Raw genomic sequence first — 16,533 nt, 5'->3', positions numbered from 1 at the left:
ATTAGCAAAACAACAGGATCTAACACAACTCATTATACGTACGAGCAGCACGAGTCGTTAAAAGAAATATTTACGGAAGACAAAAAGTTTTGAACTATGAAAAAGGAAGAGCTTACGCCGTTAGAAATGCTGGAGGAAATATGTATCGTCATAGTAGGCCATAATATAATTAAGAATAAGAGGGTTTTAAATGATATTAAAAAAGTTTTTAATATTTGGTGAGGAAGGAGTCTCTGATGTTAAGAGGAGCTTTTCCTTTCAAACAAGATGTATAACAAATTTATTTGAAAAACAATTTGAGAAATATAATACATCTGATTGCAAACAGCTAAATATGCATTGTGGAAATTACTCCAAATTAATGTTACAAGAATGTGTTGATGGATTTTGTGAAATTACTGTTCCATACGATATCAAAGCATTGGGTGTGTCAATAATTTTGTGTAAATAACCCTATTTCCGGTAGAAAAGTTAGCCTGCTTATTTTAGTTGATAAAACTTCTATCTCTAGGTTAAACACAGAGCCACAGCGGTAGCTGCTTGTCCTTGACCTTGTGCCTTTTCTTAGTTCTTGCTGGTTGGGTTCAGGGACCCGGCCAGCGAGAACTTAGAAAAGATCGGTCGTGGTACGCTAGGTGTGCGGATAAAGTCCCCACATAGGGCTTTATTTTTCCCATCCGACAACCTACACACCACCACGACCGCAAACAAGGTCAAGGATGGCGGATCAGTGCTAGAGCTTAATCTTCCAGTGCTTCAAACATGTGTATCAATTCTGATTTGGCCTTTTCAAAGCCTCGATGACAACGCATGCCAAACTTGTGATTATAGTCTAGAAACCGTGTCACGAGAAAGCGTTCTAAGGATTCTTCATTCGGGAATTGTTCTTTGCGTTTGACATATCGTTTGATTTCTTTGTTAAAAGCTTCAATTAAGTTTGTCGAGTAGATACTGCGACGTATGGAAGCTGGAAAATCAAAAAACGTTAAGATCCGTTTGTTGTTCATCACTGATTCAATGACACGTGGATAAGGCTTTTCCCACTTGCTTTGCATCTGTTCTAAGGCTTCTAAAGCTTCTTCACGGTCTTTCGCTTGATAGACGGCCTTAAAATCATCGAGAATGGCTGCGCGATCCTTTACACGTACTTTGCTGGAAATGTTTCGAGCGACATGTACACAGCACACTTGATGTTTCGCCTTTGGATAGACACGGTGAATGCTATCTGTCATCCCTGGCAATCCATCGGAAATGAAGAGAAGAACGTTTTCTACTCCTCGCTCATGTAGGCATTGGAGGAGTTCTTCCCATACGTGCGAAGACTCAGTTGGTGCAATGGTAAAGTCTAAAACTTCTTTGTTTCCTTCTTCCGTAATACCAATAGCGATGTAGACAGCTTCTTTTTCAACCGTTTGACGTCGAATCGGAATATGAGTGGCATCCAAGTAAATGCACACATAGCGTTCTTCCAGCTTTCGTTCATGGAAAGCCTTCACGTCTTCAGAAACAAGTTGCGTTAGGTTCGAAACCGTTTGTTTGGAATAGTGATGTCCATACATTCGCTCAATGAGATGAGCGATTTCATTTGTCGTAATCCCTTTTTCATAAAGGTGAATGACAAACTGTTCCAGCGTATCATTGGAACGCTTATAGGGAGCTATTGTTTGTTGTTGGAACTGGCCATTACGGTCTCTAGGGATACGAAGGTGTAGTTCTCCGTATTCGGTTTTAAAGGTACGATCGTAGTAGCCATTACGGGAATTGCCGGAATGAAAACCTTCTCGATCATAAGGCTCATAGTCTAAAAAGACAGTTAATTCATGTTTTAACAGCTGATTGATGGCTGTTTCCAAATGATGACGAAAAACTTCTTCAATATCTTGTTTTTGTGCTAGTGCTTCGATTAAATCTGTAGTAAGATGAATCATAGGGAAGACCTCTTTTCTGTGAATTTTGTCGGCTAACTTTATTCTACAGAAAGGGTCTTCCTTTTTCTATGAACATTATTTAGTGCATTTCTATTTACACAAAATATTTTACACTCTCAGTTTGGCAGTTAACACATTTACCTGCAAATTCATATTTATAAATCCTTTAGTTACCTTAAATATTTTTTTCAAAAGAAATGGGTGGGCAAATGGGGTCATGGAAGAATCCTATTCTGTTAATTTCAGGAATAGGCATTTCATATTTGGGAAATTGGATATACTTAATTGCACTGAATATTTCAATCTTAAATTTAACCGGATCTGCAGCCGCAGTTGCTGGCCTTTATATTATTCGACCTATAGCTGTTTTAATCACTAATTTTTGGTCTGGTAGTATCATAGATCGAATCAATAAAAGAAAATTGATGATTTCTATTGATATTATAAGAGGTGTTTTGGTATTTTCCATTCCTTTTATAGGATCTCTATGGACAATATATTTGATACTCCTAATCATTAGTATGGTTGGATCTTTCTTTGGCCCAAGTTCTTCGGTATATATAACAAAGTTGGTTCCATCTGATAATCGTAAAAGATTTAATTCTATTATGAGTATGACCAATTCGGGTGCTTTCCTGCTAGGGCCAGCCATTGCAGGTTTTCTTATCATGTACTTCGATACTGATATATGTATTATCATTAATGCAATAACCTTCTTTGTTTGCGGGTTTTTCATCTATCTGCTGCCTAATGTAGACGATAAAGTAGATAAAGCACGAGAACCAATACATTGGAAAACCCTTCTTAATGATTGGAATGAAGTAAAGAAGTTTTCTGTACAAGCAAAGTTTTTTATAACTGTTTACGCATTATTTCAGAGTGCAATGTTAATTGGGTTTGCATTGGATTCTCAAGAGGTTACATTTATCAAACAACATCTTGATCTAACTGATCGGGATTATGGCTTACTTGTAAGCATAACTGGGATTGGTGCCTTGGCAGGTGCATTTGTTTCAGCAGTGGCGGCGAAAAAGATACAATTAAGGCTATATTTGGGTGCTGGAATGTTCCTAACTTCAATCGGGTACATCCTGTTTTATTCATCCTTTAACTTTATAACTGCGACTTTAGCATTCGTCTTTTTAGGCTTCTTCATGGCATTTGCGAATGCAGGTTATGCAACATTTTTTCAAAGTAAAGTTCCAGTTAATATCATGGGTAGGTTTGGAAGTATAGCAGACATGGTACAAGGTACTATTCAAATTGGATTCACACTCATACTTGGCTATTTTGCAGAGTGGTTCCCATTGCAATTAGTTTGTATAATATTTTGCATTATCGGTGCAATACTTTCTGTATCCCTTTTCATAACAACAATGCTGCCTTCTAAAGCTAAAAATTTTGAAGAAGATACTAAAGCGGTAAATAGTTAAGTTAAACAAAGCGGAGGTTCTCATGGATAGAAAATATCACGATCCTTTTCATATCATTCCATAGAAATCATTAAACAGAGGAACAAGAGAACGTAAAAAATCCGGTCTTAAAGGCGCTCGTCGTGCACCACAGTTCTCAAAGGTTTACGCCTGTTTGGAAGACAATTCCAAACAGGCTTTTTATATAAAAAATAGAAAGATAACTTAATCTCCTTAGAACAGCCTTTAACCTAGCCAGAATAATTCATTTAGGTAGGAAAAGATTTAAAGTCCATGTAATACCATACTTACGTTATTATTTGTGTGCGCAAGTCTCTAAAATTTCCTTGTAACCTTAAAATCTTCAATAGCTTATGAGAGGATACGCGTATTCAAACATCTAAGGTGTTTAGAGTAGAAATATCAAAAATCTAAAAAATTACTTATAAAGGAGTTGACAAAAGATAAGGTATCGTGATAAATTTATCTTGAATTAAAGATATATGAATTCAAACTAAATGCTACAACTTTTATTTTTTTGTTATATATCTCGAATTCGAGATAAAGTCGATACTAAACAAATTGGAGGAAATTAAAATGGCAAAATGGGTATTAGATCAATCACATTCATCCGTAGGGTTTGAAGTAAAACATATGATGGTATCAAAAGTAAAAGGTCAGTTCGATTCTTATACTGCTGATGTAGAGGCTGAGGACTTAACAGATTTAACAACAGCTACAATCGCATTCAAATTTGATGTCACTAGTATTAACACCAAAAATGAAGATCGTGATAATCATTTGGTATCAGCTGATTTCTTTGACGTTGAAAATTACCCATCAATTGATTTTAAATCAACAAGCATTACTAAAGATGGTGATGACTACAAAGTGACTGGTGACTTATTAATTAAAGATGTGACTAAGCCAGTAACATTTAATGTTGAATTTGGTGGTAAAGGAGTAAATCCATGGGGTGTTGAAGTTTACGGTTTTGAAGCAGAAGCAAAAATTAACCGTGAAGAATTTGGTCTTACATGGAACGCAGCGCTTGAAACAGGTGGAGTACTTGTAGGAAAAGATATCAAAATCAAAGTTGAATTAGAGGTAAACCCAGCAGCATAGTGGGATCAAGATAGAGGATGTAGCTGAATTTATGTAAGTTAAGTTTGGAAAATATCTTCTTGTTGTTAAGGAGTGATGTGAATGGAAGTCATTAGTGATGAGTTGAAAGGTGTAACTGTAATACTTCGAGCCTCACAAGCCATTCAAGAAGTCATTCGAAAAGATGTAGCTAATTATGGATTAAATCCAACGGAATTTTCCGTTTTAGAACTGCTGTATCATAAGGGTGACCAACCAATCCAAATGATTGGAAAGAAGGTCCTTATTTCAAGTGGAAGTATCACCTATGTAGTAGATAAACTTGAGCAAAAAAAATATGTAAGGCGTCAAGGATGCCCAGAAGATCGACGAGTTATCTATACAGTGTTAACAAATGAGGGAAAAGCTTTAATGGATAAAATTTTCCCGCAACATGTAATGAAAATAAGACAAGTATTCGATGATTTGAATGCAGAAGAGCTTGATCAAACAATTGGCCTATTAAAACGAATTGGTTATAGAGCAGAAAATATCTGATTTTTTTTATACTGTTACCTCGAATTCGAGATATTTCCGTGGAGTGATCCTTCATAAAACACTTAATATCCTACATTCACTTATAGATAACTTAGTAAGACCAAATTGATACACTACGAGGTCGTTAAAATTGGACAAGGAACACTTGTATGGAGGTGAAGAAGGAAATGGGATTTTTAAATAAACTATTTGGCGTTAAACAAGAGGAGGAAGAGACAATGACAAAATTAAACATTGGAATAATTTTAGGATCTACACGTGAAGGACGCTTAAGTCCACAAGTAGCTTCATGGGTAAAAGAAATAGCCGACAAACGCGGTGATGCAAACTATACAATTATTGATATTGCAGACTACAAACTACCTTTACTTGGTGAGCCTGGCGCAGACGCTTCAGGGGCTGCAGCATGGTCAGAAGCTATAGCGGCTCAAGATGGATTTGTATTTATTGTTCAAGAATACAACCATTCTATTACAGGGGCATTAAAAAATGCCTTGGACTATTTACGTGAAGAGTGGAACAACAAGGCAGCCGGAATCGTTTCTTATGGTTCAGTAGGTGGAGCTCGTGCAACTGAGCATTTACGTGGCATACTAGGTGAATTGTTAGTAGCTGACGTACGTGTACATCCAGCTCTATCTTTATTTACTGATTTTGAAAATGGAACTGAATTTAAACCAAAAGCAGTACAAGAGGATTCGGTTAATCAAATGCTAGATCAATTAGTTCTTTGGTCAAAAGCATTGTTCACAATCCGATAATTCTTCGGAATCCTAATGTGAATTTTCATGATTGCCTAAAGAAGATAGAAACCAATTAATGTTTCTCAAAACGTTAATTTGTGTTCAAAGCCCCGTTCCAAAATTGGACACGGGGCTTTTTACATTGTCGGAAAAAGATATAGGGGACTCGGTAAAATCCCTTTTGAACGATACAACAACTCAGAAACCGTAACACATTCATATCCTTCCTTTTTTAATGTAGCCAGTATTTTATCTAAAGCTTGCACCGTTTGAGTGCGATCCCCACCGGAGTCATGCATTAAAACGATGTCCCCCGGCTGTGTGTCCGAAGTCACGCTATGGGCAATTTTGTTTGCCCCAGGTCGACTCCAATCTTTTGTATCTTGATGCCATGACCACATAATGATTTGATATCCCTTCTTAATGGCGGTGTTTATAATCGTTTCATCGTAATACCCGCCTACTGGTCGAAAGAGAGAAGGATAATAACCTGTAATACTGAAAATAGTATTTGCCGTTTGTTTTAATTCTCTTTTTAGATTTGCGGGGTTAACTGTTAAATCATAATGATGATTATATGTGTGGTTCGCTATTTCATGTCCCTCTTCCGCTTGTCGCTTAATAATTTCTGGATATTTTTCAGCATGCTCTCCAATCACAAAAAACGTCGCTTTTGCCTGATACTTTGCTAACGTATCTAAGATTTGTGGTGTAAAGGTTGGGCTTGGACCATCGTCAAACGTTAAAGCGACTATTTTTTCATTTGTTTTTACATCCCAGAATACTTTCCCTGTTTTTTCATAAAACATTCGCCCTTTCGTTGAGGCGAAGGAATTATTTGCAAGAAGGAAAAAGAAAGTTGTGACTAATAGCAAATTTAATGAAAGCCTCATAAATAATGAACTCCTATAAGTAAATTTAACATTAGTTTATGTTATTTCTTCATATTTATAATGAAAGGAAGGTAAGGGGAGGGTTTTCTTGAATTGGTAATGTTTTATCAATGGCCTGTTGAATTAGAAAGGAGTGTTCGTTGAAAAATATTGCTAGGAGGAGTGGGAATTATGAATGTGATTACAACATTTAACGCGAAAAGGCGCGAAAGACAGATAAAATATGAACGTAAACTACTGAAAGAGTTATCTATACAAAATTTAAAGAAAAGTGTACAGGAGCATTTCGGCTCTGAGCGAATAGAAGGTGGAATATGGATTCAACAAGGGGTGGAAGAGGGTTGCTATGATGTAGCGATCGAAGCGTATTTACTTGGTGGACAATTTAGCCGTTTTAGTCATTTTGGCGAGTCCATCGAAGAAATTAAAAAACGTTGTCATAATGAAATTAGACATTTAACAGATACACTTTATAATTTTTGGTTATATTGGAAGTTTGGTGATGAAGGATTTATTCAAGAGTCCATTTATTATTCATGTGAACAATTCGTTGATAAATGGTGGATGGAAGGGTTTATTAAAGGAGAACAGAGAAGAAAGTTAAGACTGCATTAGGCTACTTTATAATATAAGTTCTAAAACTGTACCTTGTCCCATAAGTATGGAATAGAAGAATGGGAAGGGAAGGTTTTGAATGAGCCGGAAGGTCAAACTCATTAGCTTTATATTAGGTGCACTTCTTTTATTTTTGCTCTTTCAATTTCAATTTTTTCAAAAAGATACGTGGGATTCCTGGAATCTTCCTTTATCAGGGAAAGTGATTATTTTAGACCCCGGTCATGGAGGTCCTGATGGGGGGGCTGGTGATTCTGATGCCCTTGAAAAAGAAATTGCTCTCAAAGTATCCCTTTTTATTAGGGATTATCTTCAAGAGCAAGGAGCTCTCGTCTTGATGACGAGGGAAGATGATTCGGATTTGGCAGATCCTAACACAAAAGGAATAGGCCGAAGAAAGGTAGAAGATTTGAAAAATAGACTCAATATGATTAATGAATCAGATGCAGATCTCTATTTAAGTATTCATCTAAATGCAATTCCTTCCCCACGATGGAGCGGGGCTCAAACATTCTACTCGCCGCATTTAATTGAAAATAAACGGTTAGCAAAGTTCATTCAAAGTGAGCTTATTAGAAATCTTGAAAATACGGATAGAGAAGCGAAAATCCTTAAAAATATATATGTCGTTAAAAATGCAAACAAACCAGGCGCATTAGTTGAAATAGGATTTTTATCGAATCCAACGGAAAGACAAAATCTAATGAGTGAGAAGTACCAAAAGAAAGTATCAGCTTCAATTTACAATGGAATCATGAGATATTTTACAAATGAAAAGGATTTAAAGTAAAAGGTAATCGAGACGATAACGATTGCCTTTTTTATACACGAAAGCAGTTTCCCTTCTTGAAGAAAGAAATTATGTTATACTTGTGGGTGTAATCGAATTCACATCGAGGATGGTGTATGAAGTGATAACTGAACAGGAAGTAGTCAATTTATTAAAAGGAATTAAAGATCCTTTCCTACATAAAACGCTAGAAGAAACAAATGGAATTTTAGAAGTAAAAGTGAAAGAAGAAAAAGAACATGTAAGTGTGAAGATTGCGATTGCGAAAACAGGGACAAGCGAACAACTTCAACTTCAAACACAAGTAGTCAATACATTAAAAGAAGCGGGTGCAAACACTGTTGGTATTCGTTTTGCTGAACTGCCAGAAGAAGTTTTACAAAAATTTAGAGGTTCAGAGCCTGCAGAACAAGGAAACAATCTTTTATCACCTACAAGCAAAACAACCTTTATTGCGATTGCAAGCGGAAAAGGTGGGGTAGGAAAATCAACGGTTTCAGTTAATTTGGCTGTATCATTAGCTCGTCAAGGCAAAAAGGTTGGCTTAATTGATGCGGATATTTATGGATTTAGTGTGCCGGATATGATGGGTGTTACGAATCGTCCAGTCGTTCGTGGCGAACGAATCATTCCTGTCGAAAGACTCGGAGTTAAAGTCATCTCTATGGGCTTTTTCGTTGAAGATAACGCTCCTGTTATTTGGCGTGGTCCAATGCTAGGAAAAATGCTAAATAACTTCTTTACTGAAGTAGAGTGGGGAGATTTGGATTATTTATTATTAGATTTACCTCCAGGTACTGGGGATGTCGCATTAGATTTACATACGATGCTACCACATTGTAAAGAAATTATCGTCACTACTCCACATCCAACAGCTGCCTTTGTTGCTGCTCGCGCTGGTGCAATGGCGTTAAAAACAGAACATGAGCTGTTAGGTGTCGTCGAAAACATGTCCTACTTTGAAAGCAAAGTAACAGGTGAAAAGGAATATGTTTTTGGACGTGGCGGTGGAAAGAAACTTGCTGAGGAACTAAGAACAGAACTTCTAGGACAGCTTCCATTACAACAACCAGATTGGGATGAGGATGACTTTGCTCCTTCTATCTATGCTGAAGATCATCCGTTAGGGAAAATATATGGAGACATAGCAAGAAAGGTAGTAGAACTTTTAAATAAATAATTGTCGCTGAGCTCGACAGTAAGAAAAAAGGCTACTTTTATTAGTAAGTAGGTCCGTTTTTATGGAGGACATAATTAGAGACCAAATCGCATATGATTTGGTCTCTAATTTTGCTTTTGAAAAATTATTTACAATTGTTGTTAACATGCTATTACTAGGATAATTGATATGATTTGGCATTTCTTACTAAAGCACGATAATCAAATAAGCGGAGATTTTCCGGGTAAACAGCAGAATAGAGCTCGGTTCGGGGTATTTAAACGGAAATTTTCCGATTAAGCAAAGCAAAATTACTTAATTTCACGTTTTTTGATCTAATAGTCGGAATTCCTCCGCCTATTTCTTACGATTAGTCAAGTGTATTTCAGTTAATTCATTTATGTTTTTTGTTTAGCTGTATTTGGGAGGGGTACCCCTTCCAAATACAGCTAAATTTTTCCCATGACGAAAAAACCTCACGATATTCTTTTTTTCGAAAGGTCAGTGTGCTATAGTGAATATAAACTTTGCTACGATTTCTGAGCTGGTAGTGCGGAATCATAATCGTAAAGTATGCCGTGTGTCAGTAACTGAAACGTCACTTTCAAAAACTTATTGATACACGCCACAATCGCGACCTTATGAGGCTTTCTCTGAGGTTGCGTTTTTAATTTGTAATAATAGTCTACTAAATGATTGGGTTTTCCTTTTGCCATAATCATTGTACACATCATAAAAAATAAAATCTTCCGTAGCTTCTTATTTCCTCGTTTATTAATTCGATCTCGGTATTGTGTATTGCCAGATTGATAGCGCATAATATCGATTCCAACGTATGCGTTCAGTTGTTTCGCATTTTTAAATCGGCGAATGTCACCTAGTTCGCCAATAAGTCTGCACGCTGTTGTATCACCAATCCCCGGAAAAGAGCGTAATACGGTATATTCCTTTCTTCCTTCAGACATCACAACCATTTGTTTCACAAGCTGGTCTTTCTTCTCCATTAAATCCGCAATACGTCGGGCGTAATCGCGTACTTGATTACAACGAATATCCGTTGGCTCAATGGCAGGGTATGAATTTTTCGCAGCTTCTAATAACACGATGGCTTTTTTCTCTGCACGTTCTAGTGAAAGTCTTTTACGTGTATTGCTTTTCAAACGATTTTTAATAATTGTCTTTGAATGAGCTAATAATAGTGCTGGATGTGGATACAGTTGCACAAAATTTAGAAATAGCGCTGAACTCGGTGTAATAAGTCGTTCCAACTCTGGAAATGAAATATGTAAAATGGCATGCATACGATTGCGTAAAAGAATAAGTTCTTCTTCAATTTCGTCATAATAACGAGTAATTGCCCGCATCTGTTCATAATAATCATTCTGCACATACGTCGTTTCACGTTCCAATTTAAAGTGGGTTTTCGCTAACTCATGGGCATCGCTAATATCAGTTTTGTGTCGACGCATTGAAGCCATTTGTAGGTTCGCTTCAAGCGGGTTCATGCGATAGTATGTATGTCCGTGATCCCGTAGAAACTTTTCAACGGATTTTGAATAGACACCCGTCGCCTCAAATACGATTTCAGGGGCTTGCCCATCAATAGCTGTTATTTCCTTAATACGTAGGTGTAGCTGCTCAAAATCAATGCGTGTATGATACAATTCCCCTTCAAATTCACATTGTCCATAACCATCATAAATGGCAATGGTACTTTTCCCTTTACTTACATCAAGAGCGATAACATGTTTCATATAAATATTCTCCTTTTATAACCAATCATAGAAGTCTTCACAGTGCCTTATCGATTCCATTTTCTTATACACGATCTCTAGGACCCAACATACTAAACTGATTCAAACAAGGGTGTGAAGTTGGCCTGTTTAAGATACGGACTCTTACATGGTCCCATAGACGGATCGACCTTTCTTCACTTCTACTATAAAAAAATAGTAGCACAAACCATGGCCTTGGTTTGTGCTACTAATGTTAGTATGTTTAAGGTGTTTTCAGTGCTATTTTCTTAATTAAGGGGAATTTTTCCGCTTATTTATCAAACTCGATTTTAGCGTCACAAAAGCTTGGGGAAATTCCCAAGCCTTTGTGTACAATGCTACGACATCTTTACTTGTCGGACCAAAGCGCTTGAGCATTTTTTATCCACCTTGATTTGCGCCACCTGTACCTTGTTGAGCTCCACCTCCGCCGCCACTAGTTTGCCCTCCTTGTTTTTGGGCATTTTGGTTATTGCTTATTTCTTGAGCGGCCTTCATTAGAGTGTCTTGAATTTTTGCCTTAAAGATGGGGCTATCAAAAGTTTCGACGATAATGGTTTGAATATGTTTTCTGAAATCCTTACTTTTAAGTAAATCCTGCATTTCCTTTTGATATTCCGGATCCTTTAATATGTCAAGCATCATACTTTGATAATCAGGATCTTTCATTAATCTTTTTAATAAAGCTTCATTTTCTTTCTTCATTCCTGTTGCATATGCTTTGGCAAATTCGGGATCTTTAAAAGCATTCTTCCAAAATTCAGTACTTTTGTTCGATACAAGTGTTTTTTGAATCGTTTCAGAGACGGTTGCTTGGTCCATAATAAGTTCTTGCTTCATTTTCTTATCTGTCATAATATCCTGAATGGCCTTTTTTCCTTCGTCTGTTTTTAGAATATCAACGATCATTTTCTTCGTTTGGTCATAATCCATTTTTTCAGTACTTGGATTACTTGAACAAGCTGAAAGGAAAATGCTAAATAGGAGCAACACAACTATTTTTTTCATTTGAATAGCTCACCCCTATACGGATGTGTTTTATAGGGTTAATATGCTGTATTTGTGAAAGTTTTATGCACCAATAGTGTAATTTCTAGATTTTTCATACTGTGCTTGGTAAAATCAGAAAAGATGAGTTTTTATGTATAATTTATGAAACGATGGAGGATATCATATTGACAAGCCGAAATTGGGTTCGATTATTTTTTACAACTTTATTAATAGGTGGTATTACAACAGGTGTATTGGGTTTTATTATTCGTTGGGGTGAATTTCAATCCTATTTTTTAGATTTTAAAATTGGTCCTATACTATCTACATTTATTTGGCTTATAGGTGTTGGGTTAATATTTAGTGTGATTAGCCAAGTCGGCTACTTTGCTTATTTAACCATCCACCAATTTGGTTTAGGGATATTTCGTTCTACAAGATTATGGAATGGAGTTCAATTGGTATTAACAATTTTTGCTTTATTTGATTTAACTTATTTCCGTTTTGAAAAGTTTGCTAAGCCAAATGAAAGTCTTACCCCTTACATAGCACTAGCTATATTTATTTTAATAGCGGGATTAATCGTTGCCTATTTTAAATCGCGGCAAGGGAAGAAAAGCACATTCATACCCGCTTTGTTTTTTATGGTAGTTGTAACAATATTAGAATGGATTCCGGTATTGAGGGTAAATGAAAAGAGCTGGGTCTATTTAATGCTGTTCCCTCTTGTCATCTGTAATGCGTATCAAATATTAATACTACCAAAATATTTGAAGCGGTCGGAAGAAGAAAGAGCTAAATTACAAGCTAAAAAGGGAAATCAAGTACCAACTATTAATAAAAAGAAAAAATAAATGGCGAAAAACACTCCAAATAGGAGTGTTTTTAAGTTGTGTATGAAATTATTTTATTAAAGTGGTCTTAACCTTTCCGTTTGCAATCATGTCGGAAACATTTGTAAAGGAGCCTCTACTTTTTAATTTAGAAATAATTGAAGGTAATGCGCTTTTCGTTTGCTTAGCTGCATCAGAGGCATGTAATAATATGATATCTCCATTTTTAGCTTTATCAATATTATTAATAATCTGCTTAACCCCAGGATTTGTCCAATCCTCTGAATTGACACTCCAATGAACAACGGTTAATCCAAGATCTTCTGCAATTTTTAAAGTTTTTTTATCAAAATGGCCGGTTGGAGCTCGAAGTAATTTAACGTTTTTGACATTCAGCTTTTTAAAAACTTCTTGTGCTTTTACTATATCTTTTCTTATTTGTTCAGACTCTAAATCTGTATAGTCTTCGTATGCATACCCTAGGTTCCCAATTTCATATCCGCTTTTAACGATCTTTTCGACAATATCTGGATGGCGTTCAGCCCATGAACCGGACAAAAAGAAAGTTGCTGATTTTACTTCATTCTTTACTAAAGTATCTATAATCGGTTCTGCCTTTTGATCTCCCCATCCAATATTAAACGTTAGCGCAATTCCTTTTTCTCCTTTGTATATTGCTTTTGGCCCTTCTTTCGTTGAAAAAACTGCAACTTGAGCAGTCGTTTGGGAATAGATAAAAAGTGCCGTAAATAGCGAAAGTACCATAATAAACAAAAAGTGTTTTAGTTTCTTTCCACTTAAAATCATAAAAAAATTCATTGTAATCCCCCTTACAACGGCAATAAAAAATTAATAGTAATAGACAAGTCCTTATTTCATTGTATGCTCGACTACAAAATTTATATGTCAAAAATTTTCTCGTAATATTTTCTGTTTTATTGGAAAAAACTAGATTTACTGCAGTCATCCACCTTCTAGAAGGTGACCTCAGCAATCATTTGTTCTTAATCTTATGTAAAAGGGTGAATCAATTGTTAGGAATTTTAATTCATGAAAAGGAAAGGCTAGAAATTCAATATCTTTTAAAAAGGGAAATGGATGAGATATTATATGATTTACAGGATTCAAGGATTGATCAAGTAGTTAAAAGAGCAATGAAAGAACGATATCAAATATTGTTTTCACTATTAACTCGTGTGGCTCCACACAATGAATGTGTGAATTACATTATATCTTCCAAAAAGAAAGAAGGGATTTAGAAAAGAACTTAGGGAGAGTGAGAAAAAAGGGTTGACTTTATTCTCTGTAATTGATATATTAATACATGTCGCTGCGAGAGATTGAAAAAACAGTCGACAAAATGGTTTTGAAAATAGTATAATATAAAAGTTGTTTCAAAAATTGATCTTTGAAAACTGAACAAAACGAAACGTCAATTAATTTATTTTTTAACTAGAGCTAGTCGTATTCTAACGAATTCGATATATCAAACATCTTTTTGGAGAGTTTGATCCTGGCTCAGGACGAACGCTGGCGGCGTGCCTAATACATGCAAGTCGAGCGAACTTGATGGGAGCTTGCTCCCTGATAGTTAGCGGCGGACGGGTGAGTAACACGTGGGTAACCTGCCTGTAAGACTGGGATAACTCCGGGAAACCGGGGCTAATACCGGATAACTTTTTTCTTCGCATGAAGGAGAATTGAAAGGTGGCTTTAAGCTACCACTTACAGATGGACCCGCGGCGCATTAGCTAGTTGGTGAGGTAACGGCTCACCAAGGCGACGATGCGTAGCCGACTTGAGAGGGTGATCGGCCACACTGGGACTGAGACACGGCCCAGACTCCTACGGGAGGCAGCAGTAGGGAATCTTCCGCAATGGACGAAAGTCTGACGGAGCAACGCCGCGTGAGTGATGAAGGTTTTCGGATCGTAAAACTCTGTTGTTAGGGAAGAACAAGTATCGTTCGAATAGGGCGGTACCTTGACGGTACCTAACCAGAAAGCCACGGCTAACTACGTGCCAGCAGCCGCGGTAATACGTAGGTGGCAAGCGTTGTCCGGAATTATTGGGCGTAAAGCGCGCGCAGGCGGTTTCTTAAGTCTGATGTGAAAGCCCACGGCTCAACCGTGGAGGGTCATTGGAAACTGGGAGACTTGAGTGCAGAAGAGAAGAGCGGAATTCCACGTGTAGCGGTGAAATGCGTAGAGATGTGGAGGAACACCAGTGGCGAAGGCGGCTCTTTGGTCTGTAACTGACGCTGAGGCGCGAAAGCGTGGGGAGCGAACAGGATTAGATACCCTGGTAGTCCACGCCGTAAACGATGAGTGCTAAGTGTTAGAGGGTTTCCGCCCTTTAGTGCTGCAGCTAACGCATTAAGCACTCCGCCTGGGGAGTACGGCCGCAAGGCTGAAACTCAAAGGAATTGACGGGGGCCCGCACAAGCGGTGGAGCATGTGGTTTAATTCGAAGCAACGCGAAGAACCTTACCAGGTCTTGACATCCTCTTGCCCTCCCTAGAGATAGGGATTTCCCTTCGGGGACAAGAGTGACAGGTGGTGCATGGTTGTCGTCAGCTCGTGTCGTGAGATGTTGGGTTAAGTCCCGCAACGAGCGCAACCCTTGACCTTAGTTGCCAGCATTCAGTTGGGCACTCTAAGGTGACTGCCGGTGACAAACCGGAGGAAGGTGGGGATGACGTCAAATCATCATGCCCCTTATGACCTGGGCTACACACGTGCTACAATGGATGGTACAAAGGGTTGCTAGACCGCGAGGTTACGCCAATCCCATAAAACCATTCTCAGTTCGGATTGTAGGCTGCAACTCGCCTACATGAAGCCGGAATCGCTAGTAATCGCGGATCAGCATGCCGCGGTGAATACGTTCCCGGGCCTTGTACACACCGCCCGTCACACCACGAGAGTTTGTAACACCCGAAGTCGGTGAGGTAACCTTTTGGAGCCAGCCGCCGAAGGTGGGACAGATGATTGGGGTGAAGTCGTAACAAGGTAGCCGTATCGGAAGGTGCGGCTGGATCACCTCCTTTCTAAGGAATATGGAAGACCACTGACGTGGTTACAAAAAAGGCGTTTTCGTTTTGTTCAGTTTTGAGAGGTTAATTCCTTTCAGTATATCTTAGGGAATTAGAGATTACTTATACAGTGACTCTAATGTTACCTAAATAGAATTGCTCCTGCGGCAATGCTTATTCGAGGAAGATTAGGTTCACCTCGGAGCAAGGCAGCATGAAGCAAATGCTACGATGATTAATCATGATGTGATTGAAATCAGTAGCCTTGTTCTTTGAAAACTAGATAATATGAGAAATAACCAAGTAATAACCGAGAATCGCCACTTTATGGATTACAATCCATTTAAGTAGTTTTAAAAACAAACCTTATTTTAGGTTAAGTTGTTAAGGGCGCACGGTGAATGCCTTGGCACTAGGAGCCGATGAAGGACGGGACTAACACCGATATGCTTCGGGGAGCTGTAAGCAAGCTTTGATCCGGAGATTTCCGAATGGGGGAACCCACTGCCCGTAATGGGGTAGTATCCTTACTTGAATACATAGAGTAAGGAAGGCAGACCCGGGGAACTGAAACATCTAAGTACCCGGAGGAAGAGAAAGCAAACGCGATTTCCTGAGTAGCGGCGAGCGAAACGGAAGAAGCCCAAACCAAGAGGCTTGCCTCTTGGGGTTGTAGGACACTCTATACGGAGTTACAAAGGAACGAAGTAAATGAAGAGG

Annotated in this window: 15 protein-coding genes and 2 rRNA genes (1 of these 17 only partly in view); 12 read left to right on the top strand and 5 right to left on the bottom strand. The window is 37.9% G+C overall.

The features are described 5' to 3' along the window. The first annotated feature begins 190 nt into the window (after window positions 1–190). A complete protein-coding gene (locus MKY81_RS03835) occupies window positions 191–451 on the top strand; it encodes a hypothetical protein (RefSeq protein WP_341116825.1) in 261 nt (86 codons plus the stop codon). A gap of 289 nt (window positions 452–740) precedes the next feature. Here the strand turns inward: MKY81_RS03835 and MKY81_RS03830 are convergent, their stop codons facing one another. Next, window positions 741–1,928, bottom strand: coding sequence for an IS256 family transposase (locus MKY81_RS03830; RefSeq protein ID WP_341116480.1), 1,188 nt, complete (start codon window positions 1,926–1,928; stop codon window positions 741–743). 209 nt (window positions 1,929–2,137) lie between these two features. Here MKY81_RS03830 and MKY81_RS03825 point away from each other — a divergent pair, with 209 nt between their 5' ends. The 4 genes from MKY81_RS03825 (at window position 2,138) to MKY81_RS03810 (ending at window position 5,742) form a co-directional block, all read left to right on the top strand. Beyond that, entirely contained in the window at window positions 2,138–3,361 is a 1,224-nt protein-coding gene (locus MKY81_RS03825) for an MFS transporter (RefSeq protein ID WP_108072432.1), read from the top strand. 576 nt (window positions 3,362–3,937) lie between these two features. Further along, window positions 3,938–4,465, top strand: a complete 528-nt coding sequence (locus MKY81_RS03820) for a YceI family protein (protein ID WP_108072433.1) — start codon at window positions 3,938–3,940, stop codon at window positions 4,463–4,465. Window positions 4,466–4,546: 81 nt separating this feature from the next. Further along, on the top strand, window positions 4,547–4,981 hold the full coding sequence (locus tag MKY81_RS03815) for a MarR family winged helix-turn-helix transcriptional regulator (RefSeq protein ID WP_108072435.1): 435 nt from the start codon (window positions 4,547–4,549) through the stop codon (window positions 4,979–4,981). 167 nt (window positions 4,982–5,148) lie between these two features. After that, window positions 5,149–5,742: an NADPH-dependent FMN reductase gene (locus MKY81_RS03810; protein ID WP_341116821.1), complete on the top strand. Its 594-nt coding sequence runs from the start codon at window positions 5,149–5,151 to the stop codon at window positions 5,740–5,742. Between the two features lie 119 nt (window positions 5,743–5,861). On the opposite strand, the gene MKY81_RS03805 is transcribed toward MKY81_RS03810, so the two are convergent. Further along, window positions 5,862–6,617, bottom strand: a complete 756-nt coding sequence (locus tag MKY81_RS03805) for a polysaccharide deacetylase family protein (RefSeq protein WP_108072438.1) — start codon at window positions 6,615–6,617, stop codon at window positions 5,862–5,864. Window positions 6,618–6,788: 171 nt separating this feature from the next. On the opposite strand from MKY81_RS03805, the gene MKY81_RS03800 reads away from it, so the two are divergent. From MKY81_RS03800 to MKY81_RS03790, 3 genes are all read left to right on the top strand, one after another. Continuing rightward, on the top strand, window positions 6,789–7,232 hold the full coding sequence (locus MKY81_RS03800) for a YbaK family protein (protein ID WP_066226770.1): 444 nt from the start codon (window positions 6,789–6,791) through the stop codon (window positions 7,230–7,232). A gap of 79 nt (window positions 7,233–7,311) precedes the next feature. Continuing rightward, entirely contained in the window at window positions 7,312–8,022 is a 711-nt protein-coding gene (cwlD, locus tag MKY81_RS03795; RefSeq protein WP_066226773.1) for an N-acetylmuramoyl-L-alanine amidase CwlD, read from the top strand. A 121-nt stretch (window positions 8,023–8,143) separates the two neighbouring features. After that, window positions 8,144–9,202 carry an Mrp/NBP35 family ATP-binding protein gene (locus MKY81_RS03790; RefSeq protein WP_066226790.1) on the top strand — a complete coding sequence of 353 codons (1,059 nt, stop codon included), beginning with the start codon at window positions 8,144–8,146 and terminating at the stop codon, window positions 9,200–9,202. Between the two features lie 509 nt (window positions 9,203–9,711). Here the strand turns inward: MKY81_RS03790 and MKY81_RS03785 are convergent. Both MKY81_RS03785 and gerD read right to left on the bottom strand, forming a co-directional pair. Beyond that, window positions 9,712–10,935 carry an IS110 family transposase gene (locus MKY81_RS03785; protein WP_341116818.1) on the bottom strand — a complete coding sequence of 408 codons (1,224 nt, stop codon included), beginning with the start codon at window positions 10,933–10,935 and terminating at the stop codon, window positions 9,712–9,714. Between the two features lie 402 nt (window positions 10,936–11,337). Continuing rightward, window positions 11,338–11,964 (bottom strand): spore germination lipoprotein GerD, encoded by a 627-nt coding sequence (gerD, locus tag MKY81_RS03780; RefSeq protein ID WP_066226776.1) that lies wholly within the window; start codon window positions 11,962–11,964, stop codon window positions 11,338–11,340. 167 nt (window positions 11,965–12,131) lie between these two features. Here gerD and MKY81_RS03775 point away from each other — a divergent pair, with 167 nt between their 5' ends. Then, a complete protein-coding gene (locus MKY81_RS03775; RefSeq protein WP_066226779.1) occupies window positions 12,132–12,800 on the top strand; it encodes a KinB-signaling pathway activation protein in 669 nt (222 codons plus the stop codon). Window positions 12,801–12,848: 48 nt separating this feature from the next. Here the strand turns inward: MKY81_RS03775 and pdaB are convergent, their stop codons facing one another. After that, the gene (gene pdaB / locus MKY81_RS03770) at window positions 12,849–13,598 is read right to left on the bottom strand and encodes a polysaccharide deacetylase family sporulation protein PdaB (RefSeq protein WP_066226782.1); all 750 of its coding nucleotides are present in this window, start codon (window positions 13,596–13,598) and stop codon (window positions 12,849–12,851) included. Window positions 13,599–13,810: 212 nt separating this feature from the next. Here pdaB and MKY81_RS03765 point away from each other — a divergent pair, with 212 nt between their 5' ends. The 3 genes from MKY81_RS03765 to MKY81_RS03755 form a co-directional block, all read left to right on the top strand. Continuing rightward, on the top strand, window positions 13,811–14,038 hold the full coding sequence (locus tag MKY81_RS03765; protein ID WP_066226785.1) for a hypothetical protein: 228 nt from the start codon (window positions 13,811–13,813) through the stop codon (window positions 14,036–14,038). 236 nt (window positions 14,039–14,274) lie between these two features. Then, window positions 14,275–15,828: ribosomal RNA gene (locus MKY81_RS03760) — 16S ribosomal RNA — on the top strand. A gap of 359 nt (window positions 15,829–16,187) precedes the next feature. Next, window positions 16,188–16,533: ribosomal RNA gene (locus MKY81_RS03755) — 23S ribosomal RNA — on the top strand (it continues 2,610 nt past the right edge of the window). The 16S and 23S rRNA genes sit together here, the layout of an rRNA operon.

Source organism: Heyndrickxia sp. FSL W8-0423 (genome assembly GCF_038009395.1).
Classification (GTDB): Bacteria; Bacillota; Bacilli; order Bacillales; family Bacillaceae_C; genus Heyndrickxia; species Heyndrickxia sporothermodurans.
This window is presented reverse-complemented; position numbering and strand designations above follow the sequence as displayed.

Bases quoted from the DNA above. Each gene is read 5' to 3' on its own strand.
- MKY81_RS03835 (WP_341116825.1), top strand. From the start codon at position 191: ATGATATTAAAAAAGTTTTTAATATTTGGTGAGGAAGGAGTCTCTGAT.
- MKY81_RS03830 (WP_341116480.1), bottom strand. From the start codon at position 1,928: ATGATTCATCTTACTACAGATTTAATCGAAGCACTAGCACAAAAACAA.
- MKY81_RS03825 (WP_108072432.1), top strand. From the start codon at position 2,138: ATGGGGTCATGGAAGAATCCTATTCTGTTAATTTCAGGAATAGGCATT.
- MKY81_RS03820 (WP_108072433.1), top strand. From the start codon at position 3,938: ATGGCAAAATGGGTATTAGATCAATCACATTCATCCGTAGGGTTTGAA.
- MKY81_RS03815 (WP_108072435.1), top strand. From the start codon at position 4,547: ATGGAAGTCATTAGTGATGAGTTGAAAGGTGTAACTGTAATACTTCGA.
- MKY81_RS03810 (WP_341116821.1), top strand. From the start codon at position 5,149: ATGGGATTTTTAAATAAACTATTTGGCGTTAAACAAGAGGAGGAAGAG.
- MKY81_RS03805 (WP_108072438.1), bottom strand. From the start codon at position 6,617: ATGAGGCTTTCATTAAATTTGCTATTAGTCACAACTTTCTTTTTCCTT.
- MKY81_RS03800 (WP_066226770.1), top strand. From the start codon at position 6,789: ATGAATGTGATTACAACATTTAACGCGAAAAGGCGCGAAAGACAGATA.
- cwlD (WP_066226773.1), top strand. From the start codon at position 7,312: ATGAGCCGGAAGGTCAAACTCATTAGCTTTATATTAGGTGCACTTCTT.
- MKY81_RS03785 (WP_341116818.1), bottom strand. From the start codon at position 10,935: ATGAAACATGTTATCGCTCTTGATGTAAGTAAAGGGAAAAGTACCATT.
- gerD (WP_066226776.1), bottom strand. From the start codon at position 11,964: ATGAAAAAAATAGTTGTGTTGCTCCTATTTAGCATTTTCCTTTCAGCT.
- pdaB (WP_066226782.1), bottom strand. From the start codon at position 13,598: ATGAATTTTTTTATGATTTTAAGTGGAAAGAAACTAAAACACTTTTTG.